This window comes from Aliirhizobium cellulosilyticum (genome assembly GCF_014198105.1).
Taxonomy (GTDB): Bacteria; Pseudomonadota; Alphaproteobacteria; order Rhizobiales; family Rhizobiaceae; genus Neorhizobium; species Neorhizobium cellulosilyticum.
This window is the reverse complement of record NZ_JACIGW010000003.1, coordinates 519,053-543,480: the sequence shown is the minus strand read 5'-3', so window position 1 is coordinate 543,480 and position 24,428 is coordinate 519,053. Positions and strand designations below refer to the sequence as shown.

Here is a 24,428-nt window from a genome sequence, read left to right as displayed (position 1 = left end):
CTCCCCACTTGCCTACTGGCTGGCCAGAAAATTCTCGTAGGTCTGCTTCAAGCCCACTCTCAGCGGCCGGGCATTGTCCCAGCCGAGGCCATGCAGGCGAGTGAGATCGGCAAGCTTGCGCGGCGTACCGTCCGGTCGCGAACGATCAAAGGAGAGCGGTCCCTCGAAGCCTACGGTTTCACAGACAAGATGGGCGACATCGGCGATCGACAGCTCTTCGCCCGAGCCAATATTGACCGGTAAAGTGTCGGAATAGTTACGCAGCAGGAAAACGACTGCCTCTGCCAGATCGTCGACGTGAAGAAACTCCCGAAGCGGCTTACCGCTACCCCAGATCGTCAGACTGTCTGCATTGTTCAGCTTGGCCTCATGTGCCTTGCGGATCAGCGCCGGCAGGACATGACTTGTTTCCAGGTCGTAATTGTCGCCGGGACCGTAAAGGTTGGTGGGCTGAGCCGAAATGAAATCCAGTCCCTGCTCCTGCCGATAGGCCTGGCAAAGCTTGATGCCGGCAATCTTGGCAATGGCGTACCATTCGTTGGTCTTTTCCAATGGACCTGTCAGCAGCGATTCCTCGCGGATCGGCTGTTCCGCGTCACGCGGATAGATGCAGGTCGAGCCGAGAAGGAGAAGCTTCTCCACGCCGGCGCGTGCCGAACCCTCGATGACATTCGCCTCGATCATCAGATTGTCGTAGAGAAAGGAGACTGGCGACGCGCTGTTGGCCGCAATGCCGCCAACACGGGCTGCCGCCATGATGACGGCATCCGGCTTTGTGTCCACAAGCCAGCGCCGCGTCGCAGCCTGATCCCGCAGGTCCACTTCGCTGCGCGGCACGGTCAGTACCTCGCAGTTTTCCCTTGAGAGAAGCCGCACGAGCGCTGAGCCGACCATACCGCGATGGCCAGCCACCCAGACCCGTTTTCCCTCAAGCTCGAACAGCGGCTTCATCTGTCAGTCCTTGTCCCTTTGATGCACCGAATTCGAATGTTCGCGAATATCGGACTGGACCATCTCGGTAATCATTTCTTCCAGCGTGGTGGTTGCTGTCCAGCCGAGCTTTTCCTTAGCCTTGGCAGGGTCACCCAGCAAGAGATCGACTTCCGTCGGGCGGAAGTAACGCGGATCGACCTCGATGAGGCAGCGATTCGTGCCACGCTCGAAGCCGCGCTCATCCACACCTTCGCCCTTCCATTCGATCTCGATGCCGGCGACCTTGAAGGCCGTACTGACAAAATCACGCACGCTGACGGTGCGGCCGGTGGCCAGGACGTAGTCGTCTGGTTCATCCTGCTGGAGAATCCGCCACATGCCTTCGACATAGTCACGGGCGTGGCCCCAGTCGCGCTTGGCGTCGAGATTGCCGAGATACAACCGATCCTGATCGCCGGCAGCGATGGCGGCCACGGCGCGGGTGATCTTGCGGGTCACGAAAGTTTCGCCGCGACGCGGGCTCTCATGATTGAAAAGGATGCCATTGGACGCATGCATGCCATAGGATTCACGGTAATTGACCGTGATCCAGAAGGCGTAGAGCTTGGCGACGCCGTAAGGCGAACGCGGATAAAACGGGGTGGTTTCCTTCTGGGGTGTCTCGACCACCTTGCCGTAAAGTTCGGAGGTCGAAGCCTGATAGAAACGGGTCTTCTTTTCCATGCCCAGAATGCGGATCGCTTCGAGGATGCGCAATGTGCCCATGCCGTCCGCGTTTGCCGTGTATTCCGGCGTTTCGAAGCTCACATGCACGTGACTCTGTGCGGCAAGGTTATAAATCTCATCCGGCTGCACTTCCTGAATGATACGGATCAGGTTGGTGGAGTCGGTCATGTCGCCGTAATGCAGGGTAAAATGGCGTTCGGTTTCGTGCGGGTCTTCGTAAAGATGGTCGATGCGCCCGGAATTGAAGCTCGATGAACGGCGCTTGATGGCGTGAACATCATAACCTTTCTCGAGCAGGAGTTCAGCCAGATAGGAACCGTCCTGTCCGGTGACGCCGGTAATCAGTGCGCGTTTCGCAGCCTTGTTGGTCATGGTAGTCATTCCTTAGCAGGGACGAGCGACTGCTGCGAAGGCTTCAGCCACACGCGCAATATCCGCCTCGTTCAGGTTATGATGGTTCGGCAGGTAGATACCGTAATCGTGCACCTTGTCTGCGTTCGGCAGCGCGGGCTGCGAATGGTCCCTGAGCCAGAAGGGATGGCGCGCGATGTTGCCGCAGATCAACGGACGGCATTCGATATCGAGCGCGTTGATGTGCTTGTAGGTTTCAAGCCGGTTTTCAATGAACGTCCCATAAGCGAAGGAGGAAAGAACTTCTGTATCGCCCGACTGGCAGAAGAAGTCCGGCAATGCCTTGCGATAGAGCTCGAAATTGATGCGCCGGCGCTCAACGATATGGTCAAGCTTTTTCAGCTGCGAACGGCCGAGGAACGCCTGAAGGTCGGTCGAGCGCAGGTTATATCCGGCGTGATAGAAGGTGTAGAGGTTCTTGAACTCGTCGATACCATTCTCGTCAGCCAGAGACTTGCGCAGGTCCGGCCGCAGGTCGCGGCTCCATCCATGCGATCGCAGCGATAGCATCAGCTGGTGCAGGTCGCTGTCGTCGGTGACGACCATGCCGCCCTCAATCGTCGAAATATGGTGGCCATAATAGAACGAGAAGCTGCCTGCAGTCCCGATCGAGCCGAGTTTCCGGCCCTTGTAGGTCGAGCCTAGCGCTTCGCACGAATCTTCTAAAAGCTCGATATCATAGCGCTGGCAGATGTCGCGGATCGCATCCATGTCGCCAGAGTGGCCGAGCACATGAACAAGGATCAGCAGCGACGGCGGATCAGTGCGGCACAGATCCTCCAGGTGATTGAGGTCGATACCGAGCGAATTCGGATCGCAATCGCACAGGCGGACGTCGAAGCCCAATTGCAGCAGGGGCGAGACAGTGGTGACCCAGCTGACGCCGGCGGCGATCGCCTTGTTATTGCGCAGACGGCCGGCTTCCTTCAGGGCGGCGATCATCAGGAGGTTGGCGGAGGAACCGGAATTCACATAGACCGCATGCCGGCTGCCCATCCAGGTCGCGAACTCTTCTTCGAAGGCGAGCGTCTGTTCGGCCTTGGTCAGTCGGTTGCCCGCGAGCATCCATTCGGAGAGCGCCTCAAGCTCGTCCTGGGCAATGGTTTCCTCGGCGAGGCGGATAGGACGAAGTGCGGACATCAAGATGCCTCCCTGATGCGCACCGAGCGCATCACTTTCATTTCCAGATAATAGCGGGTGACTTCGGCATACGCGGCGCGAAGTTTCAGGGTCTTCTCGCCGGAGGCAAAAGCATCGATGGTGATGGATCCTTCATGGGCGCGGAAGAAGGCGAGCGGCTCTTTGACAAAGCCGACCTTGGGATAACGCAGCATCGAGAGCAGTGAGACAAAGGCGTCAGGGCCGACGCCGCGATATTCGTGCGTCTGCAGCGGCAACCGGCCTTGATAGAGAGCATCGAGCAGGATCTGGCGGCGATAGACGGCTGCACCTGGCGAAATCAGCGAGCCGAGGATCTGTTTCTCGACAGCCTCGACAGGGAATATGCCGGTTTCGGGTAGCCACTCCACGAACTGGCGAAGCTTGGTCGGAAGCCCCGGCCCATCGACCACATCCGCGCCGCTGAATGCAAAGCCGGTGTCTTCGCCGATAACGGAAAGGCAAGCCTCGATGAAATTCGGAGCGATCCAGTCGTCGTCATACTGAAGGTGCACGAAGTCACCTTTGGCATGAAGCACGCCTTCCAGCCAGCAAAAATGCGGGCCGAAGTCGCGTTCGCGGCGAATGTAGATGATACGATCACCGTAGGATGACGCCACCTCCGCTGTGTTATCTGTCGATCCGTGGTCGACAACGATAACCTCGACGGGTCGCGTCTGGTTCAGCGAGCTCTCTATCGCCACAGGTAGCATGCCTGCGCGATTGAAGGTTGGAATGACAATGGAAACAGTCTCAGACATTAAGGTCTCCTAGGATCTGTCTAAGCCGCGAAATATTGGCAACGAGAGTATCGGCGCTGCCGGTAGCTCGGATTTCGAGAGGATGCGGGCTCAATCCCTGAACAAAATCGCGTATGGTCGTGCCATTGCCAGAGGCGACATTGACAGGACCGGTTGCTGAAGAAAGGGCAAGGCGCACCACGTATTCAGCTGCTTTCTCGGCAGGCAGAAAATCACGGATGCTGTCTGCGCCAGGCAGTTCGAAAGGCTGCGTCAAATCTTCATTGGCAAGACGACGTTCTACAGAAGGGCGCAGGAACGAGCCCGTCTGGGCAGGGTCGTGAATGGAGAAAAGCCGCGTTGCGAGAAAGGCCCGCCCTGTGGCGTCGCATATATCTGCAGCAACGCTTTCAGCCTGCCACTTGGTGCGACCGTAAAGCGATGCCGGCGTCTTCTCCGCTTCTTCGCAAATTGGCTCCGCTGATGGCGCGTAAATGTGGCTTGAAGAGCAAAACACAAACGCAGCCTTCTGCCCTTCCAGCGCGGAAAGAAGGTTGATCGTGCCGCCGACATTCACCGCGTAGGCACGAGCAGGATCTGCCTTGACCGAGGCGACAGGAACCAGAGCAGCAAGGTGGATAATCTTATCGACTGAGGCTGCCGTATACTGCGCCCGCACGGCATCCAGGCTGGTCAGGTCGATCTTGTTGATGATTACTTCCGCGTCAGGAGACAGGCGGGCCAGATGTGAAATCACATGCCGTCCCAGTATCCCGCCTGCACCGGTCACCAGGATTCGCATTGATCACACCATCTACGGGCATGGGCCGGAGACGAAGCCCATCGACAATAAGAAGTGGAGCCGACTGCCTGCTGCATTCTATGCCCTTGTTATGCGTGACGAAGGGTTTCGCAGCGCAGAGATTCATCCAAGTAACAGGCTTGAAGACTCACGGTTCAGGCCCCAGAAATCGTGGTTATGGCAATTGACGTGAACGCCCGACGCATGCCATCCCTCGTTGACAATAAATGACGCTTGTTCCATGCGCGAACCTTACGGCGAAGGAATTCCCCCATATGCATTATACCCGAGTGAGGACGCAGAGCGATTTTGAGGGCGCTCTGGTTACCGTGTATTGCGCGGTCTGGCATCGGCAGCAAAACAAGCTCGATCTTCTAAAATCCCATTATGTTAATCTGCGCCGCCAGAGTATTGGCGTGCGCATGATCTACATTTTCGACAATGGTGATACGCCGCCGGATTGGCTGGATGCGGATTGCTACGTGTTCTCAGGTCCACTTTCGATCTACGAAGCGTGGGCTGCCGCCGTGGCGCTCAACAAGTCGTTCTATGTCATGAACCTCAATCTTGACGATCGCCTGGCCACCAATGCAGTGGAAATGATGGTTGGAGCGTCCTGCGCCTCGTCGGCGGCGCTCGTTGGCGGCGAGTGGCTGATCTGTTTCGATGACTCCCATCTGGATCAGCCGTTCAAGGCGCCTTTGCTTATCGCTTCGGAATTCGTATCCGAGTGGCCGCCCAAACCACATTCGCGGCTGAGATTGGGCTCGGGGTCCGGTGAACGCGGCACTTTTGGTCCGGCGACCCTCTGGCATGCCGCAGCGGTGGGGAAATATTATCCGAGTTATTTCAACGATGGATCGATCATCAAATCGATTGGCGATACGTTGTTTTGGGGCGCGGTGCATCAAAAAGGACTAAAAATGGTGCGTCTGCCGATGCTGATCGGCAAATATTACTCGTCACCGACCCAGCAGGCGGAATTCCGTTCGCATGAGGACCAGGAGCTTCTCACTCGCCATGGCATCTCCAAAATCTCGTTTGCGGACCGCATTCTTGGCGGAGAAGTGCCGGAAGTGCCTGGACCAACCATCTAGCCTCTCGATTGCGGAACGGTAACCAGGAAAACGGTGCCCTGGCAGGATGATTTTTGCAGCGTGATTGTTGCTCCGTGCGAGGCGAGCATCGTGCGGGCGATTTCAAGCCCCATTCCTGTTCCGCCATCCAGTCGCCGGGTCGAGAAAAATGGCTGGAATACACGGTCCTTGTTTGCGTCCGATATCCCGCTCCCATCGTCCGCTACGAAGATCTTGGTGGAAAGCCGGTTGGCTTCCACCCTAAGATCGAGGCACGTTGCACCATTCTGGAAAGCATTTTCCGCGAGGTTTGCGAAGACCACATTGGCCGCCTCAATCGGAAGCGCGAAGCGAGCCGCCGATTGACCTGATACAGCAATCACATAATCGGGAAAGCGGACCTGAAGCACGCTCTGGATCTCGTCGGCACAGATTTTGTCGACGGGGAGCGCTGTTTCTGCTTGAGCGAGTTCGCGAAGTCTCTCCAGCAACAGGTCAAGCCGCTTCGAATCGTCGATGATGTTTTCGAGAAAATGCAGGCGTTCGGCCTTGGTCATAACCTGATCGTCACCATCGTCGAGCATCAACTCTGCCGCCCCGCGGATCGAGGTCAGGGGCGATTTTAGTTCATGCGACACATGTGCAGCAAAGGAACGCACATATTCGCTGCGATCGACAAGTTTGCCGGCGAGATCCAGAAAGCTCTGGGACAAGGTTGCGACTTCGCGCGTGCCGTAGCTTTCAAGCGGCCGGATCGCGGCTCTCCCGCCTTGGGCAATCTCGTTCGATCGCACAATCAGCGCATTGATAGGGCCGGCAATGTTTCGATTGAGAACATAGGCAACCGCTAGGGTTACGAGAAACACAACAAGAAGTACGGCGGCCTCCGTCGACGTCGTCAAGGAAGCGCTGTCTGTTGCTCGAAACCAGATGATGCTGATGATTGGCAACATCATGATCGATAGAAGCACCGAATAGACGATGAGTGCGATCGGTGGCCGCCATTTCGATTTGACCTGCGGAGCCGGCATTTCAGCTGTCTCGCTCATTGTTCGCGCGCAGCTTGAAGCCGACGCCATGGACCGTTGTGATGATGTTATCGGCGCCGGTCGCTGCCAGCTTCGCCCTTATATTGCGGATATGACTGTCGATCGTACGGTCGGAGACATACGTTCCGGGTCCGTAGGCGGCCTGCATCAATTGCTCGCGACTGAAAACCATGTCTGGGCGCGTCATCAGGGTTTCGAGGATCGAAAATTCGAGAGCGGTGGGCGTCATGGGAGTGCCATTGACGTTTACAGTGCGGCTAGCTCGTTCCAGCCGCAGACCACCAGCGACCACACCCTGCTCATTTTTTTCGGTTATGCCCGAAACGCCGCTGCGCTTGAGGATGGTTTTGACCCGCGCAACCAATTCGCGCGGGCTGAAAGGTTTTGTAACATAGTCATCTCCGCCGATTTCCAATCCCAAAACCCGATCGATCTCTTCATCCCGTGCAGAGAGGAAAAGGATCGGGATCGAAGAAGTCTTTCGGATCTCTCGGCAGAGATCCAGCCCGTCCATATCCGGCATGCCGATGTCGAGAATGATGAGGTCAATCCTGCCGGAACGAAACGCCATCATGGCCTGAGATCCGTTCCCTGCCGTTTCGGTCATCATGCCGGCGCGTTCCAGCGCAAAGCAGATGACGTCGCGGATGTTCGGCTCGTCATCAACGACAAGGATGCGGAGTGGCATGATGTCTCCCCAGATATTCGACCATGTCGGTGATATCGTCGTTTCATGTTCCAATCAAAGCCTTGTCAGCAAATAGTTTTTCATCCTCTCTTGCCGGTAGCTCCAACTGCGCCACGCCTGGGGCCGCGATGTGATCGGGAAAGCAAGCCGCTGTCTCGCAAAGCTTGCCAGACGTCGTTTGTCGCCATCTTCGGGCGCGGCGGATAGGTAAAGATCAAGCGCCGGAATGGCTGAGGGGCCAAGCGAGGCAAGATAGTGGATATCCAGTGGCGTTCCATATTGGGAAAATTCCAGACTGTTCTCGACATTGAACCGCGCGATAAACGCTGAAGAGTCGAAGAATGCGCCAAAATATAGAACTGTTGCCAAAGTTAAGAGGTTCATCGAAATCAGCCATTCGTTGGAGCGTCGCAATGCGATCCTCGCCAGGATGAATATCAGACCGATTGCGACCAGGCCCATCCACACACCGGCAGCAAGCCGCAGATGCGTCAGCGAATAGGCTTCCACGTAAAGATCGAGCCTTAGAATGGATGACAGGCAGAGAAGGACGTTCTGGATGATCCATGCAATGACGAGAGCCCGAATTAATCGGCTCGCGTCCCCCGGCCCGCCCCGGCGCATGGCAATGAGCACGAATGCTGCGGCCAGCAATGCGGTTGCCACCAATGGATAGGCGCCACGATGTGCATATTCGGCATGGCTCATTCCTGCCGGCAATTCTGCACCGCCCCAAAGGTAGATGAGGTCGAGCGCGGTTTGCATGGCAAAGAGCAGATTGAATATCGCCAGGGAGCGGATAAGTGCCCTGTGATCGAGGAGGCCCGTTATTGGGCTATCCCCCACGGGATCTATCGACGATCGCCTGCGTTTTGGTGTCAATCGTGGGCGTATCATAGCCCAGATCAAGCTTGCCGCAGCCAGCCAGAACGCCAGCCGGCTGATATCGAGCAGGTTCAACATGAACCGCAGATCGATATTGTGAAGGCCCATCTCGATCAACGGATTGGCGGCGCTGAACAGAAGCAGGAAAACCAGCCCCATACCGAGTGGCAGCATCCAGCCGGTAAGAGATTTCAGTACCGCACCAAAGATCGTTCGACCGGATAGGGAACGTGAATATCGTCGGTAGGTTTTCGGCAATCCGGTCAACATCGATGGCATGAAACGCAGAAGAACGAGAGGGATTGCGCTCGGTCTTTTCGGCAGAAGTTTTGCGGCTTTGAGGGCGATAAGGATCACTGCCGCCATCGAGATAATGAACCCGCTCGCCGTCGGCGCTTCCAGCAATGGTGCTGAAGCGATGGCGGAGAGGCTGAGATAGACGGTGGCGGTAATCGGGTGCGGCGGTTTGCGTGCCGAAATCAGAATGGCGAAGGTGAGCAAGATCGAAAGAAGAAAAAGGTTTAGGCCAAATGCTTGTCTGAAAGAGAGAAAATCCACAAGTGCGACTGTCGCGGCAAGAACGGCTACACGCCTCCTGCCGTGGGAGAAGGCGTTCGTAATGATGAATTGGGGATGGGTCAGTTGCATGGTTGAATTCCCCGCTCATGCCAATGGAGATGAATTTCCTCACCGCGGCCGACAGATGGATCTGGGCCTTCACGGCGAAAATCTTCTCCAAGCCACCAGTCCTCGGCGAGGAGGCGATAGGGCAAGTGGGGAAGGGTGGAGCGATCGGGAATGAGGTGCTTTTTCATGTCGGCAGAATGCCCATGGCATTTGCAGATTATGTGCAGGCCATGAGGAGATATTCAGGATTTTAGTCCGAACCGAGCCGACTTCATCGAGATGCCTTTGGGAGAACGCATGTTCTCCGACAGATAATCTTCGAACAGGCTTTCCGCAAATGGCGCGGGACGGCTTGAATCAGGATCGCACAGCCAAGATCTACAGACCGTAAGTGGTAGCTTTGCCGCATACTCAACTCCATGCGTCTGCTGTACAAAAATGACAACGTCGCCTGGCGCGGCTCCATGGGAAGAGAAAGACATCATGAATTCATTTCAACCAGCTCCCTCGAAATCGTACCTGGCGACAGCGGGAGGCGCGGCGGCCGCCGTTCTGCATCATGGCGCTCAACTGGCTTCCTGGCAGTCTGCGAAAGGTACGGAAAACATCTATCTGTCGGAGCTGGCCGATTTTTTTCCGGGTAGCGCGGTGCGTGGCGGCGTGCCAATCTGCTTTCCGCAATTCTCCACCCTCGGCGATCTGCCGCTGCACGGTTTCTTCCGCAACCAGATCTGGACGCCGGTTCCGGGTGGTGCAGATGGCACCGAGATTGTGCGGTTACAGCTTCGCGATACAGACGAGACTCGCGCGCTGTGGCCGCACGCTTTCCAAGCTGAACTTCAAGTGACAGTTGCGGATCACAGCCTGGAGATCGCGTTTTCGGTATCGAATACAGGGGCCGAGGTTTTCTCCTTTACCGCAGCGCTCCACACCTACTTCCGGGTGACGGAGATCGCGAACGTAGCCATCGCCGGCTTGCAGAATGTCCGCTATCTGGACAAGCTAAAGGAAAATGTCATCGATACTGAGACGAGCGCGCGACTGCTGATCGACCGCCCGCTCGATCGCATTTATTACAACACCACGGGGGCGCTCACCCTCGAAGAGGGCGCTCGTCAGTTACGGATTTCTACGCAGGGCATGCCCGATACCGTGGTGTGGAATCCAGGCCCGGAACGTTGCGCCACCATCGCCGATCTGCCCGATGATGCCTGGCGGCATTTTGTCTGCATCGAGGCTGCGGCTATTGACGCGCCTATCTCTCTTGCTCCTGGCGCAACGTGGCGCGGGGTCCAGAAAATGGAAGATATTCAAGGCGATCGATAAATTCCGGAATGCGTCGCAGGCGATCATTCGTAGTGTGATTACCGTCCTTAATATCGGTAAGAAAAACTTTCGCGAGGGGCAGGCGCCGCGCTTTCAGCGGCGCCTGCCCCTCGATCGCAGAATTATTGCGGGGTCAGGTCGAAGCCGAACCACTTCATCGACAAGGCCTTCAGCGTGCCGTCAGCCTTGGCGGCGGTGATTGCTTCGTCGAACTTGGCCTTCAGAGCCATGTCGCTCTTGCGCAGGCCGACCGAGCTGCCGGCGCCGAGGAAGCCGCCCTGGAAGCGCGGGCCGACGATTTCGATATCGCTGTTGGTCGGCTTTTCGACGGCGGTCTTCAGATAACCCATCGACGCCATGATCACGTCGACGCGGCCGGCGATCAGGTCGAGGTCATGCTGTTCGGTGGTCTTGTATTCGCGCTTTTCGACGGTGTCCTTGAGATATTCGTCGATGAAGCGCGACGCGATCGAGGCGGTCTGCACGCCGATGATCTTGCCCTTCAAAAGCGGCTTCAGCTCTTCGACGGCCTTGCGTGCGCCTTCTTCATTGCTGGAGAGCGAATAAAGCGCGTCCTTCAGCGGCATGTTGGAAAGGTCGCTGTCCTTCAGCACGGCGAAAGCCTGGCCGGTGCTGCCGTAGGACATCGAGAAGTCGATGACCTCCTTGCGCTTTTCGGTGGCGGACATGCCGGCCATGATGGCGTCGAACTTGCCGGCGTTAAGCGCGGGGATCATGCCGTCGAAAGCCTGGGCAACGATGGTGCACTTGATCTTCATGTGATCGCACAGATAGTGCGCCAGCTCGACATCGTACCCGTCCAGCGTGCCATCCGGGCGGGTAAGGTTATAGGGAGGAAATGCACCTTCGGTGGCGATGGTGATTTCCGTCTTTTCCTGCGCGAATGCGCCGGGCGCAAGCGTCATCGCCGCGAACATGCCGGCAGCCAGTGTCTTGAAGATTTTCATTGTCGTTCCCCGTCTCCTTGTTGGGTATGAATTGGTCTCAGGCGCTGATGAATTTGCGGAAGCGCTCCGACTGCGCGTTGGTGAACATTTCCTCCGGGCTGCCCTGTTCCTCGATGGCGCCCTGATGGAGGAAGATCACCCGGCTGGACACGTCGCGGGCAAAGCCCATTTCGTGGGTGACGACCAGCATCGTGCGGCCCTCGTCGGCAAGCGAGCGCATGACACGCAGGACCTCGCCGACCAGTTCCGGGTCGAGCGCCGATGTCGGTTCGTCGAACAGCATGACCTTGGGGCGCATGGCGAGCGCCCGTGCAATTGCCGCACGCTGCTGCTGGCCGCCGGAAAGATGCGAGGGATAATGATTGCGCTTGTCGGCAATGCCGACCTTTTCGAGCAGCGCTTCGGCTTCGGCGATCACATCCGCCTTCGGCCGTTTTTGCACATGGATCGGCGCCTCGATGATGTTCTCGATCACCGTCTTGTAGGACCAGAGATTGAAGCTCTGGAACACCATGCCGAGTTCGGAGCGGATGCGTTCGACCTGCCGACGGTCGACAATATGCCCGTGGCCCTTCGCATCGCGCTTGAGACCGATTTTTTCGCCGGCCACGCTGATATCGCCGGCATCAGGCGTTTCCAGCATGTTGATGCAGCGAAGCATGGTCGATTTGCCGGAACCGGACGAACCGAGAATGGAGATGACTTCGCCTTCATGCGCGGTCAGGTCTATGCCTTTCAGCACTTCGACCGGGCCGAAGCTCTTGCGCAGTCCGCGGACCTCGATCGCAGGTGTAGTATTGGGTGTCATTGCGGTCATTTCATTTCTCCTGCCGCAACGGGCTGAAGGCTGGGCGCTTGTCGCAAATGCGGGCTCAGGCGATATTCGATCAGGACGACGATGCGGGTGAGCAGGAAATTGATGGCGAGATAGATCGCGCCTGCAACGATAAAGACTTCGATCGCCCGGTAGGTTTCGGAAATCAGCTTCGCGGCAACGCCCGTCACTTCCATGATGGTGATGATCGAGGCGAGCGAGGTCGCCTTGACCATGGAGATGATCTCGTTGGAATAGGCCGGCAGCGACTGGCGGATTGCCAGCGGCATGACGATGCGGCGGAACACCAGAAAACGTGACATTCCGCAGGCGCGGCCGGCTTCCACCTGGCCATGCGGTACGGACAGCAGGCCGCCGCGGATGATTTCGGCGGAATAGGCGGCGGTGCACAGCATCAGCGCGATGATCGCGCACCAGTAGGGATCGCGCAGGATGAACCAGAACATGCTGCGGCGCACGCCGCGGAACTGGCTGAGGCCGTAATAGATCAGGAAGATCTGCACGAGCAGCGGCGTGCCGCGGAAGACGAAAATATAGGCGCGCGCAAACCAGTCGAGCGGCGCAATGCCGGAAAGGCGGCAGAGCGCCAGGCCGAGCGCGAGAACCGTTCCCAATGCCACCGACGTTGCAGCCAGTTGCAGCGTCGTCGGAATGGCCGAGATCAGCGTGACAAACGTCTCGGAGAGAAACACGAAATCCATCAGCCCCTCCGGATACCGCGGGTGAACCGCTTTTCGCTGAACTGCAGCAGCGCGCCCGACAGGGTCGAGATGGCGAGATAGATCATGGCGGCGATGAAATAGAAGTCGAAGGGGCGACCGGTGGAGCCGGCACCAATCTGCGACTGACGCAGCAATTCGACAACGCCGGTGATCGACACGAGGGCGGATTCCTTCAGCACGATCTGCCAGACATTGCCCATGCCGGGCAGGGCGTAGCGCAAGGTCAGCGGCGCGATGATGCGGCGAAAGCGCAGGAAGGGAGGCATGCCGCAGGCAATCGCCGCTTCAAGCTCGCCGGCATGGACGGCCTTGTAGGCGCCGCGAAACACTTCCGTCTGCTGGGCGCCGGAGGTGACGCCGACGGCGAGTGCACCGGCGAGAAAGCCGGGAAAGCTGATGAAGCCCGTTGCGCCGAAGAGATGGCCGAAGGCGGAGATGACCGTGCTGCCGCCGAAATAGAAGAGGTAGATGACGAGCAGATCAGGAATGCCGCGCAGCACTGTGGTGTAGGTGCCGGCAACGCCGCGTGCAACCGGTCCGCCGGCGATCTTTGCCCATGCGCCAAGCGCGCCGAAGACCATGCCGATGGCATAGCCTGCGAGCGCGATCAGGATCGTCATCATCGCACCGGCGGCAAGCGCCGGTCCCCAGCCGTCCGGCCCGCTGCCGATCAGATCGAGAAAGGTGGGCTGTGTCATGCGGCATCCTGGACGAGCGGGATCGGAGGATCGACGTCATCCGGGATCGGGTTGACGAAGGGCGTGCCTTCGAGGCGGTAGGCGAAATCAGCCTTTGCCTCGGCAATCCGTTCGGGATTTGCGAAAAGATCCGCAGCCGTCGAGGCCATGACCTTGGCGGCATGAGCCATACCTTTATGGGCTGCCGGCAGCTTGCCCTGTGCGACCAGCTGCCAGGAATGGCCGGGCGTGCCGATCGCGTAAGTGGCACCGCGCACCTGAACGGTCGGAACCACCCAGCTGACGGTGCCGACATCGGTCGAGCCGACGATCGATGTATCGCCGCTTTCCGGCGGGAAGATCACGTCGCAGAGCGATACGCCGGGGCGGGGCTTGAGGCCGAAACGCTGGAAGGACGACTTGATGTCTGCCGGTGTGAAGGTCTTCTGGAATTCGGCAGCCTTGGCGCGGTCGGCGTCGTCGAAATCCGGCAGGCCGATGCGCTCGATATGGCCGTGCATCAGGGTTTCGAGCGGCGTGTTGCCGACGAGGTTGGCGTCACCGCTGATGATTTCGCTTCTGACTGTCGTACCGGTCATCAGGGCAGCACCGGCTGCCACATCCTTGACGCGATCAACGAGTTCGAGGAGGTCGGGCAGATCACGGGCGCGCACCAGATAACGGACCGTGGCACGGGCCTGGACGACGTTCGGGGCATGGCCGCCAGTATCCGTGACGGCGTAGTGAATGCGTGCGCTCGACGGCATGTGTTCGCGCAGATAATTGACGCCGACATTCATCAGCTCGACAGCATCGAGAGCGGAGCGTCCGAGGTGGGGCGTGGCAGCCGCATGCGATGCGCGGCCGGAAAAATGGAAATTCAGCTCGTTGCAGGCGAGCGAAACTGGATTGTTGACGCCGACGAAAGCGGCCGGATGCCAGCAGATGGCGATATCGACATCATCGAATACGCCGGCGCGAACCATGAAGCCCTTCGAGGAGCCGCCTTCTTCCGCCGGGCAGCCATAATAACGGATACGGCCGGGCAGGTTGTTGGCGGCGAGGTAATCCTTGACGGCGGCTGCCGCGAGCAGGGAGCCGGAACCAAGCAGGTTATGCCCGCAGCCATGGCCGTGACCGCCGGCGACCAGCGGGCGCTCTTCGGCGAGACCGGCTTCCTGGCTAAGGCCGGGAAGGGCGTCGTATTCGCCAAGGATGGCAATGACCGGACCGCCTTCGCCCGCTTCGCCCATCACCGCTGTCGGCATGCCTGCGACATTGCGGGTGATGCGAAAGCCTTCCGCCTCAAGCTGTGCCGCATGCGCTTCACTGGAAGAAAATTCCTCGTAATTCACCTCTGGTGTGTCCCATACCTGGTCGGCGAGGCGGGCATAATCGGGCGTCTTGCTGTCGATCATTTCCCAGACGGCGTCGGAGTTTTTCATGCTATCGGTCTTTTGTTGACAAAATTGGTACCAATCCTATTTACGGAATAACATTTGCGCAACATTTCTTTTTGATTATTTATTGAGCAGGTATGCGGGCTTCGAGAGTGGTGATGACGGGTTCCCAGACGATTACCGAAGTGGATGGAGAGCGGGATGCGACCCAGTTGATCCTGCAGGATATTCAGTCCGGCATATATGGGCCCGGAACCTGGCTCAAGCAGATCGACCTCGAGACCCGTTATGGCCGTGGCCGCAACGAAATTCGCCGCGCACTCGATCGTCTCGCCCTCAAACGGGTTGTCGAACATGTCCCCAATCGCGGCTATCATGTCTATCTGAGTGATGGAAAGCAGTGGGACGATATCGCCGAGATCCGCATCATGCTGGAGACCGGTATTGCCGCTAAGGTCATTGCACATGCGACGACGGCGGATATCGCGGGTCTCAGAGATCTGGCGAACCGGTTTCAGGGCCTGCTTCTTTCGGGCACGGTGCTCGAGCTTTACGAGGCAAACCTCGCTTTTCACCGCGCCTATGTCGATCTTGCCGGAAACGTGGAACTGCACAGCGTGATTGCGGAACTGCGGCAGCGTACGTCCTCTGCCCCGGTGTCGCAGTGGCATACGCGATCGAGGATCGAGGTTTCGGCTGCGGAACACCACGAGATGGTCGATGCGATCGAAGGGAAGGACGAGATGCGGCTGAAGACGCTCGTCGAGCGGCATATCCGGCAGAAATAGCCAGTTTCAATTCCTGCTCAAAAGTCGCACAATCCCATCAGTTTCTCAATCCGACCCATTCAGAGCGGCCGAGATTCGGTTCACTCGCTCGTTTTTCGGTTCATTATGATTCTACTTGCTCTTTTCGAACGCGCAGCGCTGATGCTGATGGTGCTGTTCTTTCTCGGACGCACGCGCCTTTTCAAGAACGTGCTCTGGAAAGGCAGGCTCAGCGGGCTTGAACTTGCCTTTCTGTCCGCACTGTTTTCCGGCTTTGCGGTCGGCGGCACCTATATGGGCATTCCGGTCGAAGGCGCGCTCGTCAACGTCCGCACCATCGCCATCATGTCCGGCGGTATTCTATTTGGGCCGTGGGTCGGCATCCCCGCAGGCATCATTTCCGGCCTGCACCGTTTCCTGATCGACATCCACGGCCCGTCGGCAACCGCCTGCCTGATCAGCAGCATCTGCGCCGGGCTTCTATCGACCGTTATCCACTATCGCGGTCGCCGCAGGTGGCTTTGGCTGACCGGCAGCCTTGCCGGCATGGCCTGCGAATGTCTGACCATGCTGCTCATCCTGCTTCTGGCTCCCGTTGGTGTCGGCAGCGCGATCGTCGCGGAAATCGCCTGGCCGATGATCATCGGCTCGATGTGCACCGGGATGATCATCAAGCGCATTCAGGACATCGAGGATGAAAAGGAACTGACGGCAGCCCATGAGGCAAAGCTTGCACTCATCATCGCCAACCGAACCCTGCCGTTTTTCCAGAACGTGCAGGATGATACTTTCGCAAAGGTCTGCGGCGTGATTCACGAATGCCTGGGGGCGGACGCGGTGGCGATCACCGACCGCGACCATGTACTTGCCTATGTCGGTATCGGTCACGAATATTACGACGAGAAAAAGCACAAGCATCTGAGTGGGCTGACGGCCGATGCCATCCGCAATGACCGGATCACCATCGACAACAACCTGCATCGTTATCCGGCGGCGGATTTCCGTTCCGTGGCGATCGTGCCGCTGCGCGAGAACGGCCTTGTCACCGGCACGCTGAAGATCTTCTTCGCCAAGCCGGACATGATCACGGATTCACTGCGTGAACTCGGCGTCGGTCTCTCACAGCTGATCTCGACGCAGATGGAACTGTCACGCGTAAAAGCTTTGCGCGAGATGGCGGCAAAGGCGGAATTCCGCGCGCTCCAGAGCAAGATCAATCCGCATTTCCTTTTCAATGCGCTCAACGCCATCTCGTCTCTTGTAAGGCTTCGCCCTGACGAGGCGCGGCAGGTGATTGCCAAGCTGGCGGATTATCTGCGCCAGAACCTCTCGCTCAGCGACGGCATGATCGACATAAAGGACGAGTTGCGGCAGGTGCAGGACTATGTGGCGATCGAGCAGGCGCGTTTCGGGCCAAAATTGACGGTCACGTTTGATGTTGATGACGTGAATGTCGAGATCCCAAGCCTCTCACTTCAGCCGCTGGTCGAAAACGCCATCCTGCACGGCATCCAGTCACAGCCGAAGCCGGGCGAAGTCCATATCGCGGTGAAGCGCCTTACCGATCGGGTCAATGTCACCATTCGCGATACGGGCAAAGGTATCGATCCCGAAGTCATCGAAGCGGTTGCCAATGGCGAGGCCGTGCGCGACCGGATCGGTCTGATGAACGTGAATGAGCGCCTGAAGCTGCTGCATGGCCAGGGGTTGACGATCCAGAGGCTTGAACCGGGTACGTCCGTGAGCTTCGATCTGCCGCTCGAAAACAAGGAAGCCGCATGAAGGCCCTGATCGTTGAAGACGAATATCTGGCGCGGGACGAGTTGAAATGGCTGATCGAGAACCACAGTTCCATCGAGGTCGTGGCAACGCAGGAAGATGGCCTTGCTGCCCTGCGCTATATGCAGGAACATGATCTCGACGTCGTGTTTCTCGACATCAACATTCCGTCGATCGACGGAATGACGCTGGCGCGCAGCCTTCACAAGCAGAGCAATCCGCCCAAGATCGTCATCGTCACGGCTTACAAGGAACATGCGGCCGAAGCCTTCGAGCTCGAAGTGTTCGATTATATCCTGAAGCCCTTCAATGAGCAGCGTGTCGCCAACACGCTGAAGAAGCTGGAAAATCAACCGGCCCCGGCAGCAGCGGCGGAGCCGGCACCCCAGCCGGTTACCGCAGCCAAGCGCACGGTCAACATTCCGCGCAAGGACAGTATCCTCGTGCTGCCGGCGGACCTTATCTATTACGCCCGTGCCGACGAGAAGCTGACCTATGTACATACCGTCAAAGGGCATTTCGTCATTCCGACCAGTATCGGCGATTTCGCCGAAAAACTGCCGGCAGACACATTCTTCCGCTGCCATCGCTCCTGGTGCATCAACACGTCCAAGATCCGCGAGATCTCACCGTGGTTCAATGGTACCTATGTCATCAAGCTGCACAATTTCGATGATGTCGAAATTCCGGTCAGCCGGTCTCATTTGAAAGAGTTCAAGCAACTCATGCAGCTCTGACTGCCATTCATTCCACCGATCGTGCAGTTCACGCCTTTTTCGAACAGGCGGAATAAAGAGCGGCCTAGGTTTCCTCCATATTCATAAAGGAGGAAACGCGGATGACCGCTCTTTCCAATTCAAAGCGTTATTTCACACTTGTCGGCACCATTTTGTGCCAGTTCGGCCTCGGTTCGGTCTACACATGGAGCCTGTTCAACGAGGGACTTTCAGCCAAGCTTTCGCAGCCGCTTACCCAGGTTGCGTTCACCTTCGGTCTGCTGAGCCTGGCACTTGCCTTCGGCTCGTCGCTCTCGGGCAAACTGCAGGAGAAGTTCGGGCTTCGCAGCGTCGCAATCACCGCCGGCCTTGCGCTTGGCCTTGGCCTTTATCTGACCTCGACGGCAAGCAATCTTGCGCTGCTCTATATCTATGGCGGCATTCTGGTCGGCGCGGCTGACGGTGCCGGCTATCTGCTCACCCTGTCGAATTGCGTCAAATGGTTCCCCGAGCGCAAGGGCTTGGCTTCGGCATTTTCGATCGGCGCCTATGGTCTCGGCAGTCTCGGCTTCAAATACCTGAACCTCGAGTTGATCAACCGTTTCGGCATGGACAACGCCTTCGGCCTGTGGGCGATTGCCGCCTTGGTGCTGGTTGTCGGTGGCGCGCTGCTCATCAGCGAAGCTCCGCAAGCCCGTGCTCAGACAGCCGGTGCCGGAGCCAGGGACTATACGCTGGCGGAAGCCGTCAGTCAGCCAAGATACTGGCTGCTTGCCTTGATGTTCCTCACCGTCTGCATGAGCGGCCTATACCTGATCGGTGTCGCAAAGGATGTCGGTGAGCGTTACGTCGGCCTGTCGACTTCGGTTGCAGCCGATACCGTCGCCATCATCGCTGCCGCCAACCTGCTGGGCAGGCTCGTTCTCGGCATCTTGTCGGACAAGATTGCCCGTATCCACATCATCAGTATCGCGCTTGCCTGCGCCCTGACCGGCATGGCCATGCTGCTTTTCGTGCCGCTGAATGAATATTCGTTCTTCTTCGCGGTCGCCTGCGTTGCCTTCTCGTTCGGCGGAACGATCACCGTCTATCCCGGCCTCGTCAGCGACTTCTTCGGCTTGACCAACCTCGCCCGTAACTACGGCCTGATCTATCTGGGCTTCGGCATCGGCAGTGTCGTCGGCTCGATCGTTTCCTTCGCCCTCGGCGGCTTCCTTCCGACATTCTACCTGTCGCTGCTGCTGCTGTTCGCCTCGCTTCTGTGCTCGATCAGCCTTTGGCCAAGCCGGTCGCATCACGCAAAGACCGCGACCGTACATTGAACGTCGATAAATCCTTCAGATATGTCTTCACTTCGTGATATCTGAAGCCATCTAACTGGCCGCGTGCAGCCAACGCTTCAAAGCCTCGCCATTGGCGAGGCTTTGCAAATATGCAGCTGTAGATGGCCGGTCAACGCTCTGGCCCGATCGCCTTGAGGGTGGGCGTCTTGTCGGGTTTCTTGTGCGGCGTTCGGACGGCAAACTTAATATCGTCGAGGCATATTGCGCTCTAAATGTAGTCCAATCCGATATCCAGCACCTGTGCGCTATGGGTGATCCAGCCGACTGAGAGCAGATCCACGCCGGAGGCGGCGATTTCAGCTGCTGTCGTCGGATTGATATTGCCGGAAGCCTCGGTAATCGCCCGACCGGCGACGAGATCGACCGCCTGACGCAATTGGACCGGCGTCATGTTGTCGAGCAGGACGGCATCTACCCCGATCTGCATGGCGTCTTGCAGCTGATCGAGCGTATCAACCTCGATTTCTATCTTGACCATGTGCCCAACGCTCGCCTTCGCGCGCCGGATAGCTTCAGCAATGCCGCCGGCAATCGCGATATGATTGTCCTTGATGAGAACCGCATCGTTCAGCGCGAAACGATGGTTCATGCCGCCCCCGGCTCGTACTGCGTATTTTTCGAGCGACCTTAATCCCGGTGTCGTCTTGCGGGTGCAGACGACCGACGCTTTGCTGCCTGATATGGCTGACACGATGCTCGCTGTCACGGTCGCTATACCGGAGAGGTGGCCGAGAAAGTTCAGTGCAGTACGTTCGCCGGTCAGCAAGGCGCGGGAAGGCCCTTCGATGGTGGCGATCACATCGCCGGGCTTCACCACAGAACCGTCCTCCATATGGCGAACCATGCCAACCGCCGGATCTATGAGTTGAAACGCAAGCTCGGCGGCATCGAGACCGGCAATCACGCCTGGGTTGCGACTGACCATTGCAAGGCGTGAGCGATGTCCTACGGGAATAACAGCTGCTGACGTAATATCGCCGGCAAGTCCCAAGTCCTCGATTAGGGCGTTGCGTACTGTGGGTTCGATAACGATCCGGGGAAGCGTTGCAATCATCTCGTATGTCGCTCTTTAAGCACTGTGAATGAGGGATAGGGGCGCCATTTGGCGCGCGGCGGCCAGCACTGCGCTGAGTGTCATTCTTTGGCGCCGAGCGTCCGGAAGGCTGAGCGGGTAATCGGTTCGGGCATGGGCGCCACGTGACTCTTCCCGCATTAATGCGAAAACGGCGATGGAAATAGCGACAAGAGCGGGATCTGCCGCCGCCCCATCCTTTTCCGCCAATGGCAGCAGGCTTCCGATCGCAGATCTCATCGTCTGTGAATTGCGCAGCACACCGAGACTGCGAGAGACGATGGGTCGTACAAACGAAAGATCCGATGATACCGGCAGCTCGATCGCGTTGCATATCGGGGCCATTGACCTTGGCCTCGCAAGGATATCGCGGGCGGCGTTCATGCCCATGACCGCGGCTTCAAGAAGCGAGTTGCTGGCTAGGCGGTTTGCGCCATGCAGGCCGGTCGAGGCGGCCTCGCCGACAACCCAGAGGCCATCGAGAGTGCTGCGTCCTTGAAGATCGGTTGCGATGCCGCCCATGTGATAGTGAACGGCAGGCCGAACGGGAATGCGCTCTCGCAACGGGTTAACACCGGCTTCTCGGCATAGAAGCGTTATTCTCGGGAAACGGTTGGCAAAGCCTTGCCCCAAAGCCTCTCTCGCATCGAGGAACACCCGGCCGCCTTTGGCAATTTCGGCGCTGATAGCTCTGGCAACGACATCGCGTGGGGCAAGCTCGGCCCCCGGTTGATCGGCCAGAAAACGCTCGTCCTGTCATTGACAAGAATAGCGCCCTCGCCACGCACCGCCTCGCTGACAAGTGCCAGCGGCCGCCCGGCGGACCAGTTGGCGGCGTCGAGCGCGGTTGGATGGAATTGTACGAATTCCATGTCGGCAAGCTTGGCGCCAGCACGGGCGGCGAGCATGATGCCTTGCCCGTAATTGCCGCTCGGGGTCGTGGTCGTTTCGTAAAGACCGCCAAGTCCGCCCGTGGCGAGAACGATCCGCGTTGCAGGAATGACGAGAGGCCCCGATCGGCTTGCGCAGATAAGACCGGACAACACATCATCTGTCTTCAGCAAGCGGCGGACTTCGATGCCTTCCATGACTGTGATCGATGGCGTGCGGCTAACCTTCTCCACGAGGGCGTGCACAATAGCGGCTCCCGATCCGTCGCCGGCGACATGCGCGATGCGATGCCGTGAATGTGCAGCCTCCAGTCCAAGCAAATAGGCTCCGTCCGGGCTCCGGTCGAACTGCACGCCGAAACTCTCAAGCGATGCCATCGCGGCCGGTGCGTCTGCGAGGATCGCAGCCGCGACGTCGGCGTCACACAATCCGTCGCCTGCTGCCAGCGTGTCTGCTAGATGCAGGCCGACGCTGTCGTCATCGCCAAGGCTTGCGGCGATGCCGCCTTGCGCCCATGCGCTGGAGCTTTCGGCCCCCAGTGCCGCCCGTGTCAGGAGCAGAACCGGCTGCGGCGCCAGCGTCAACGCTGTGACCAACCCCGCAAGTCCGCTGCCGACCACCACGACATGGCTGGCGAAGCGATCGAGATACTCCATCATATCGCCAGCATCCTTTCGACAGCAAGCCGTGCGTCTGCTGCCACGGCGGGATCGACCGTCACTTCGTGGCGATTTTCTTCCAACGCCTGGCGGATATTGGAGAGCGTGATGCGCTTCATATGCGGGCAGAGGTTGCAGGGTCTGATGAATTCCACGCCTGGATGGTCGACCGCGACGTTGTCGCTCATCGAGCACTCCGTCAGAAGAACGACGCGCGCCGGGCTCCTGGCTCCGACATAGTCCGACATGACAGCCGTGGAGCCAGCAAAATCAGCTGCAGCCACCACGTCAGGCGGACATTCGGGATGCGCCAGAATGGTGATGCCGGGATGCGCATCACGCAGGTCGCGTACATCCTGGGAGGTAAAAAGCTCATGCACTTCGCAATGGCCGTGCCAGGCTATGATCTCGACATCTGTCTCGCGGGCCACGTTTTGTGCCAGATATTCATCCGGGATCATCAGGACTTTCGACACACCGAGGGATTCTACAACCTTCTTTGCATTGCCTGACGTGCAGCATATATCCGATGCCGCTTTGACGGCCGCCGACGTGTTGACATAGGTGATGACCGGCACGCCGGGATGGGCCTGACGCAGAAGCGCCACGTCTTCCGGCGTGATGGATTCTGCCAGCGAACAGCCGGCGCCCATGTCCGGGATGAGCACGGTTTTTTTCGGGTTGAGCAGCTTTGCGGTTTCCGCCATGAAATGAACGCCGGCCAGAACGATGACGTCTGCCTCTACATCGATTGCCTTGCGAGCGAGCGCCAGACTGTCGCCAACGATATCGGCAACGCCATGGAAGATTTCCGGTGTCTGATAATTATGTGCGAGGATTACCGCATTACGGCTTCGTTTCAACTCGAGGATCGCTTCAACGTCTTTCTGGTGCGACAACCACTCCGCTTCAGGCATGACTCTGCGAACGCGCTCATAGAGCGACGACATGGAAATCGGCGAATTCATCGATAGCCTCCGTTAATACTCAGTTTGAGTATATCCACGTCACGCTAGTTATTCTCGATTTGAGATTATGTCAATTGCGCGAGAGAGGAAGTCTTGAACCCGACATGGCTCGTTCTTCGAGGACCGCGTGCCGATAACGAAAGAGCTTAGCCGGACGGCCGCCACTTTCGCTGCTCATGCCGCCGGTTTCCTCGATCAACTCCTGTTGATCTATGAGCCGCCGGAAATTTGGTTTGTGCAGTGTCAGCCCCGCCAGCGACTCGACGGTTCGCTGCAGCTGCAGCAGTGTGAAATTTTCCGGCATCAGTTCGAAGACGACCGGTCGATATTTGATCTTGGCGCGCAGCCTTGCGATTCCAGTCGCAAGAATACGGCGATGATCCGCAAACATCGGGCGTCCGGTCGCAGGGTCGGCTTTTCCCCCAGCCTCGGCCACGATCCCGGCCTCGTAAAGCAATTCATATCGCTGCAATGTCAGGTCTTCGTTCCAAGGGCTGCCGTCCAGCCCGAAGGCGAAATCGGTTCGGCGCTGGCGATGTTCGCGCCGGGAGGGTTCGGCGATGATCCATGCGTGCAGACTTTCTGCGATGGACTGCAGACTATTGGGTCTTCCATTGCGATGATCTTCCCAGGGAAAATATTCGTACCAGCCATGCCAGCCGGGCTTGCCTGCACCGGGCGCGGCCTGTTCGCGAACAAGCCCAAGGTAGCTGATCGAAATCGTCCTGCCGTCATCGCTCCCTGCCGATGAACGATCCCGGTCGGCGAATGTGTAGAGTTGCTCGAGATAGCCGATCGGGTGCCCGGTCTGGTCGCCAATCCATTCGCGCAAACCCGATTGCAGGCTGCGGTGCCCCAGCTCGAACGGACCAGACGGTAGCGCCTCTCCCGATTTTACCGTCATGACACGCGGAACGTCGCTCGTCACGGCAGTCAGTGCGGCAATGAGCTCGATATGTGTTTGGCTATCCGGCAAACGAGGTCCTGTCTGGTCTCAAATCTATCGTCATATCTCCCCTTTGATCTGCTATCAGAGCAGGCAGAATTTGGGAATGAATGCATTGGGGATATCTGTTGTTGTTCAGGGACGTGAGATCATAGAGCCTGACCGTGCCAGTCAATGCGACGGAGGATGAACCAGTTGAATACCCGCACCAGATCGCGGAGCGAATTGCTGTATTTGACCCAGCCTGCGGAGGCCGGTAGACGA

The 24,428-nt window shown here is 58.2% G+C and carries 22 protein-coding genes and 1 pseudogene; 6 read left to right on the top strand and 17 right to left on the bottom strand.

Annotated features, from left to right (window positions below; all coding sequences use genetic code 11):
- Positions 1 to 12: 12 nt before the first annotated feature.
- The 5 genes from GGE33_RS16925 to GGE33_RS16905 are packed head-to-tail and all read right to left on the bottom strand — an operon-like array spanning position 13 to position 4,770.
- A complete protein-coding gene (locus tag GGE33_RS16925) occupies positions 13 to 951 on the bottom strand; it encodes a GDP-L-fucose synthase family protein (RefSeq protein WP_183825360.1) in 939 nt (312 codons plus the stop codon).
- Between the two features lie 3 nt (positions 952 to 954).
- Positions 955 to 2,040, bottom strand: a complete 1,086-nt coding sequence (gene gmd / locus GGE33_RS16920; protein ID WP_394353649.1) for a GDP-mannose 4,6-dehydratase — start codon at positions 2,038 to 2,040, stop codon at positions 955 to 957.
- A 3-nt stretch (positions 2,041 to 2,043) separates the two neighbouring features.
- Positions 2,044 to 3,210: a DegT/DnrJ/EryC1/StrS family aminotransferase gene (locus GGE33_RS16915; RefSeq protein WP_183825352.1), complete on the bottom strand. Its 1,167-nt coding sequence runs from the start codon at positions 3,208 to 3,210 to the stop codon at positions 2,044 to 2,046.
- Positions 3,210 to 3,989 carry a glycosyltransferase family 2 protein gene (locus GGE33_RS16910; protein WP_183825348.1) on the bottom strand — a complete coding sequence of 260 codons (780 nt, stop codon included), beginning with the start codon at positions 3,987 to 3,989 and terminating at the stop codon, positions 3,210 to 3,212. Before GGE33_RS16910 ends, GGE33_RS16915 begins: the two co-directional genes overlap by 1 nt.
- On the bottom strand, positions 3,982 to 4,770 hold the full coding sequence (locus GGE33_RS16905; RefSeq protein WP_183825345.1) for an NAD-dependent epimerase/dehydratase family protein: 789 nt from the start codon (positions 4,768 to 4,770) through the stop codon (positions 3,982 to 3,984). The genes GGE33_RS16910 and GGE33_RS16905 overlap by 8 nt, the downstream gene beginning before the upstream one ends.
- A 275-nt stretch (positions 4,771 to 5,045) precedes the next feature.
- Here GGE33_RS16905 and GGE33_RS16900 point away from each other — a divergent pair, with 275 nt between their 5' ends.
- Positions 5,046 to 5,867, top strand: coding sequence for a glycosyltransferase family 2 protein (locus GGE33_RS16900; RefSeq protein ID WP_183825342.1), 822 nt, complete (start codon positions 5,046 to 5,048; stop codon positions 5,865 to 5,867).
- On the opposite strand, the gene GGE33_RS16895 is transcribed toward GGE33_RS16900, so the two are convergent.
- Genes GGE33_RS16895 through GGE33_RS27870 form a run of 3 tightly spaced genes read right to left on the bottom strand, consistent with a single transcriptional unit; the run spans position 5,864 to position 9,116 of the window.
- On the bottom strand, positions 5,864 to 6,877 hold the full coding sequence (locus GGE33_RS16895; RefSeq protein WP_183825669.1) for a sensor histidine kinase: 1,014 nt from the start codon (positions 6,875 to 6,877) through the stop codon (positions 5,864 to 5,866). The genes GGE33_RS16900 and GGE33_RS16895 overlap by 4 nt on opposite strands.
- A 1-nt stretch (position 6,878) precedes the next feature.
- Complete coding sequence (locus tag GGE33_RS16890; protein ID WP_183825339.1) at positions 6,879 to 7,583, bottom strand: response regulator transcription factor; 705 nt, start codon at positions 7,581 to 7,583, stop codon at positions 6,879 to 6,881.
- 54 nt (positions 7,584 to 7,637) lie between these two features.
- The gene (locus tag GGE33_RS27870) at positions 7,638 to 9,116 is read right to left on the bottom strand and encodes a DUF4153 domain-containing protein (protein WP_183825336.1); all 1,479 of its coding nucleotides are present in this window, start codon (positions 9,114 to 9,116) and stop codon (positions 7,638 to 7,640) included.
- A gap of 462 nt (positions 9,117 to 9,578) precedes the next feature.
- Here GGE33_RS27870 and GGE33_RS16880 point away from each other — a divergent pair, with 462 nt between their 5' ends.
- A complete protein-coding gene (locus tag GGE33_RS16880; protein ID WP_183825333.1) occupies positions 9,579 to 10,421 on the top strand; it encodes a D-hexose-6-phosphate mutarotase in 843 nt (280 codons plus the stop codon).
- A 122-nt stretch (positions 10,422 to 10,543) separates the two neighbouring features.
- Here GGE33_RS16880 and GGE33_RS16875 read toward each other — a convergent pair whose 3' ends face one another.
- Genes GGE33_RS16875 through GGE33_RS16855 form a run of 5 tightly spaced genes read right to left on the bottom strand, consistent with a single transcriptional unit; the run spans position 10,544 to position 15,068 of the window.
- Positions 10,544 to 11,389 (bottom strand): transporter substrate-binding domain-containing protein, encoded by an 846-nt coding sequence (locus GGE33_RS16875; RefSeq protein ID WP_183825329.1) that lies wholly within the window; start codon positions 11,387 to 11,389, stop codon positions 10,544 to 10,546.
- A gap of 37 nt (positions 11,390 to 11,426) precedes the next feature.
- Positions 11,427 to 12,206 carry an ABC transporter ATP-binding protein gene (locus tag GGE33_RS16870; RefSeq protein ID WP_394353650.1) on the bottom strand — a complete coding sequence of 260 codons (780 nt, stop codon included), beginning with the start codon at positions 12,204 to 12,206 and terminating at the stop codon, positions 11,427 to 11,429.
- Positions 12,203 to 12,925, bottom strand: coding sequence for an ABC transporter permease (locus GGE33_RS16865; RefSeq protein WP_183825326.1), 723 nt, complete (start codon positions 12,923 to 12,925; stop codon positions 12,203 to 12,205). The genes GGE33_RS16870 and GGE33_RS16865 overlap by 4 nt, the downstream gene beginning before the upstream one ends.
- Complete coding sequence (locus GGE33_RS16860) at positions 12,925 to 13,644, bottom strand: ABC transporter permease (RefSeq protein WP_183825323.1); 720 nt, start codon at positions 13,642 to 13,644, stop codon at positions 12,925 to 12,927. The genes GGE33_RS16865 and GGE33_RS16860 overlap by 1 nt, the downstream gene beginning before the upstream one ends.
- A complete protein-coding gene (locus GGE33_RS16855; RefSeq protein ID WP_183825320.1) occupies positions 13,641 to 15,068 on the bottom strand; it encodes a M20 family metallopeptidase in 1,428 nt (475 codons plus the stop codon). The genes GGE33_RS16860 and GGE33_RS16855 overlap by 4 nt, the downstream gene beginning before the upstream one ends.
- Positions 15,069 to 15,181: 113 nt before the next feature.
- On the opposite strand from GGE33_RS16855, the gene GGE33_RS16850 reads away from it, so the two are divergent.
- From GGE33_RS16850 to GGE33_RS16835, 4 genes are all read left to right on the top strand, one after another.
- The gene (locus GGE33_RS16850; RefSeq protein ID WP_183825317.1) at positions 15,182 to 15,811 is read left to right on the top strand and encodes a GntR family transcriptional regulator; all 630 of its coding nucleotides are present in this window, start codon (positions 15,182 to 15,184) and stop codon (positions 15,809 to 15,811) included.
- A gap of 105 nt (positions 15,812 to 15,916) precedes the next feature.
- Complete coding sequence (locus tag GGE33_RS16845; RefSeq protein WP_183825314.1) at positions 15,917 to 17,572, top strand: LytS/YhcK type 5TM receptor domain-containing protein; 1,656 nt, start codon at positions 15,917 to 15,919, stop codon at positions 17,570 to 17,572.
- Positions 17,569 to 18,306: a LytR/AlgR family response regulator transcription factor gene (locus tag GGE33_RS16840; RefSeq protein WP_183825311.1), complete on the top strand. Its 738-nt coding sequence runs from the start codon at positions 17,569 to 17,571 to the stop codon at positions 18,304 to 18,306. The genes GGE33_RS16845 and GGE33_RS16840 overlap by 4 nt, the downstream gene beginning before the upstream one ends.
- Positions 18,307 to 18,407: 101 nt before the next feature.
- Positions 18,408 to 19,607 carry an OFA family MFS transporter gene (locus GGE33_RS16835; RefSeq protein ID WP_183825307.1) on the top strand — a complete coding sequence of 400 codons (1,200 nt, stop codon included), beginning with the start codon at positions 18,408 to 18,410 and terminating at the stop codon, positions 19,605 to 19,607.
- A gap of 229 nt (positions 19,608 to 19,836) precedes the next feature.
- On the opposite strand, the gene nadC is transcribed toward GGE33_RS16835, so the two are convergent.
- The 4 genes and pseudogenes from nadC to GGE33_RS16815 all read right to left on the bottom strand — a co-directional run bounded on the left by nadC (position 19,837) and on the right by GGE33_RS16815 (position 24,194).
- The gene (gene nadC, locus GGE33_RS16830) at positions 19,837 to 20,682 is read right to left on the bottom strand and encodes a carboxylating nicotinate-nucleotide diphosphorylase (protein ID WP_183825304.1); all 846 of its coding nucleotides are present in this window, start codon (positions 20,680 to 20,682) and stop codon (positions 19,837 to 19,839) included.
- A 15-nt stretch (positions 20,683 to 20,697) separates the two neighbouring features.
- Positions 20,698 to 22,250 (bottom strand): annotated as a pseudogene (locus GGE33_RS16825) (L-aspartate oxidase).
- Complete coding sequence (nadA, locus tag GGE33_RS16820; RefSeq protein ID WP_183825301.1) at positions 22,247 to 23,218, bottom strand: quinolinate synthase NadA; 972 nt, start codon at positions 23,216 to 23,218, stop codon at positions 22,247 to 22,249. The pseudogene GGE33_RS16825 and the gene nadA overlap by 4 nt, the downstream one beginning before the upstream one ends.
- 70 nt (positions 23,219 to 23,288) lie before the next feature.
- Entirely contained in the window at positions 23,289 to 24,194 is a 906-nt protein-coding gene (locus GGE33_RS16815) for an NUDIX hydrolase (RefSeq protein WP_183825298.1), read from the bottom strand.
- Positions 24,195 to 24,428 lie beyond the last annotated feature (234 nt).

Coding starts and splice junctions, on each gene's coding strand:
- GGE33_RS16860 (WP_183825323.1), bottom strand. CDS start 13,644: ATGACACAGCCCACCTTTCTCGATCTGATCGGCAGCGGGCCGGACGGC.
- GGE33_RS16915 (WP_183825352.1), bottom strand. CDS start 3,210: ATGTCCGCACTTCGTCCTATCCGCCTCGCCGAGGAAACCATTGCCCAG.
- nadA (WP_183825301.1), bottom strand. CDS start 23,218: ATGAATTCGCCGATTTCCATGTCGTCGCTCTATGAGCGCGTTCGCAGA.
- GGE33_RS16865 (WP_183825326.1), bottom strand. CDS start 12,925: ATGGATTTCGTGTTTCTCTCCGAGACGTTTGTCACGCTGATCTCGGCC.
- gmd (WP_394353649.1), bottom strand. CDS start 2,040: ATGACTACCATGACCAACAAGGCTGCGAAACGCGCACTGATTACCGGC.
- nadC (WP_183825304.1), bottom strand. CDS start 20,682: ATGATTGCAACGCTTCCCCGGATCGTTATCGAACCCACAGTACGCAAC.
- GGE33_RS16900 (WP_183825342.1), top strand. CDS start 5,046: ATGCATTATACCCGAGTGAGGACGCAGAGCGATTTTGAGGGCGCTCTG.
- GGE33_RS16835 (WP_183825307.1), top strand. CDS start 18,408: ATGACCGCTCTTTCCAATTCAAAGCGTTATTTCACACTTGTCGGCACC.
- GGE33_RS16870 (WP_394353650.1), bottom strand. CDS start 12,206: ATGACCGCAATGACACCCAATACTACACCTGCGATCGAGGTCCGCGGA.
- GGE33_RS16895 (WP_183825669.1), bottom strand. CDS start 6,877: ATGCCGGCTCCGCAGGTCAAATCGAAATGGCGGCCACCGATCGCACTC.
- GGE33_RS16840 (WP_183825311.1), top strand. CDS start 17,569: ATGAAGGCCCTGATCGTTGAAGACGAATATCTGGCGCGGGACGAGTTG.
- GGE33_RS16855 (WP_183825320.1), bottom strand. CDS start 15,068: ATGAAAAACTCCGACGCCGTCTGGGAAATGATCGACAGCAAGACGCCC.
- GGE33_RS16925 (WP_183825360.1), bottom strand. CDS start 951: ATGAAGCCGCTGTTCGAGCTTGAGGGAAAACGGGTCTGGGTGGCTGGC.
- GGE33_RS16910 (WP_183825348.1), bottom strand. CDS start 3,989: ATGTCTGAGACTGTTTCCATTGTCATTCCAACCTTCAATCGCGCAGGC.
- GGE33_RS16845 (WP_183825314.1), top strand. CDS start 15,917: ATGATTCTACTTGCTCTTTTCGAACGCGCAGCGCTGATGCTGATGGTG.
- GGE33_RS27870 (WP_183825336.1), bottom strand. CDS start 9,116: ATGCAACTGACCCATCCCCAATTCATCATTACGAACGCCTTCTCCCAC.
- GGE33_RS16905 (WP_183825345.1), bottom strand. CDS start 4,770: ATGCGAATCCTGGTGACCGGTGCAGGCGGGATACTGGGACGGCATGTG.
- GGE33_RS16890 (WP_183825339.1), bottom strand. CDS start 7,583: ATGCCACTCCGCATCCTTGTCGTTGATGACGAGCCGAACATCCGCGAC.
- GGE33_RS16850 (WP_183825317.1), top strand. CDS start 15,182: ATGACGGGTTCCCAGACGATTACCGAAGTGGATGGAGAGCGGGATGCG.
- GGE33_RS16875 (WP_183825329.1), bottom strand. CDS start 11,389: ATGAAAATCTTCAAGACACTGGCTGCCGGCATGTTCGCGGCGATGACG.
- GGE33_RS16880 (WP_183825333.1), top strand. CDS start 9,579: ATGAATTCATTTCAACCAGCTCCCTCGAAATCGTACCTGGCGACAGCG.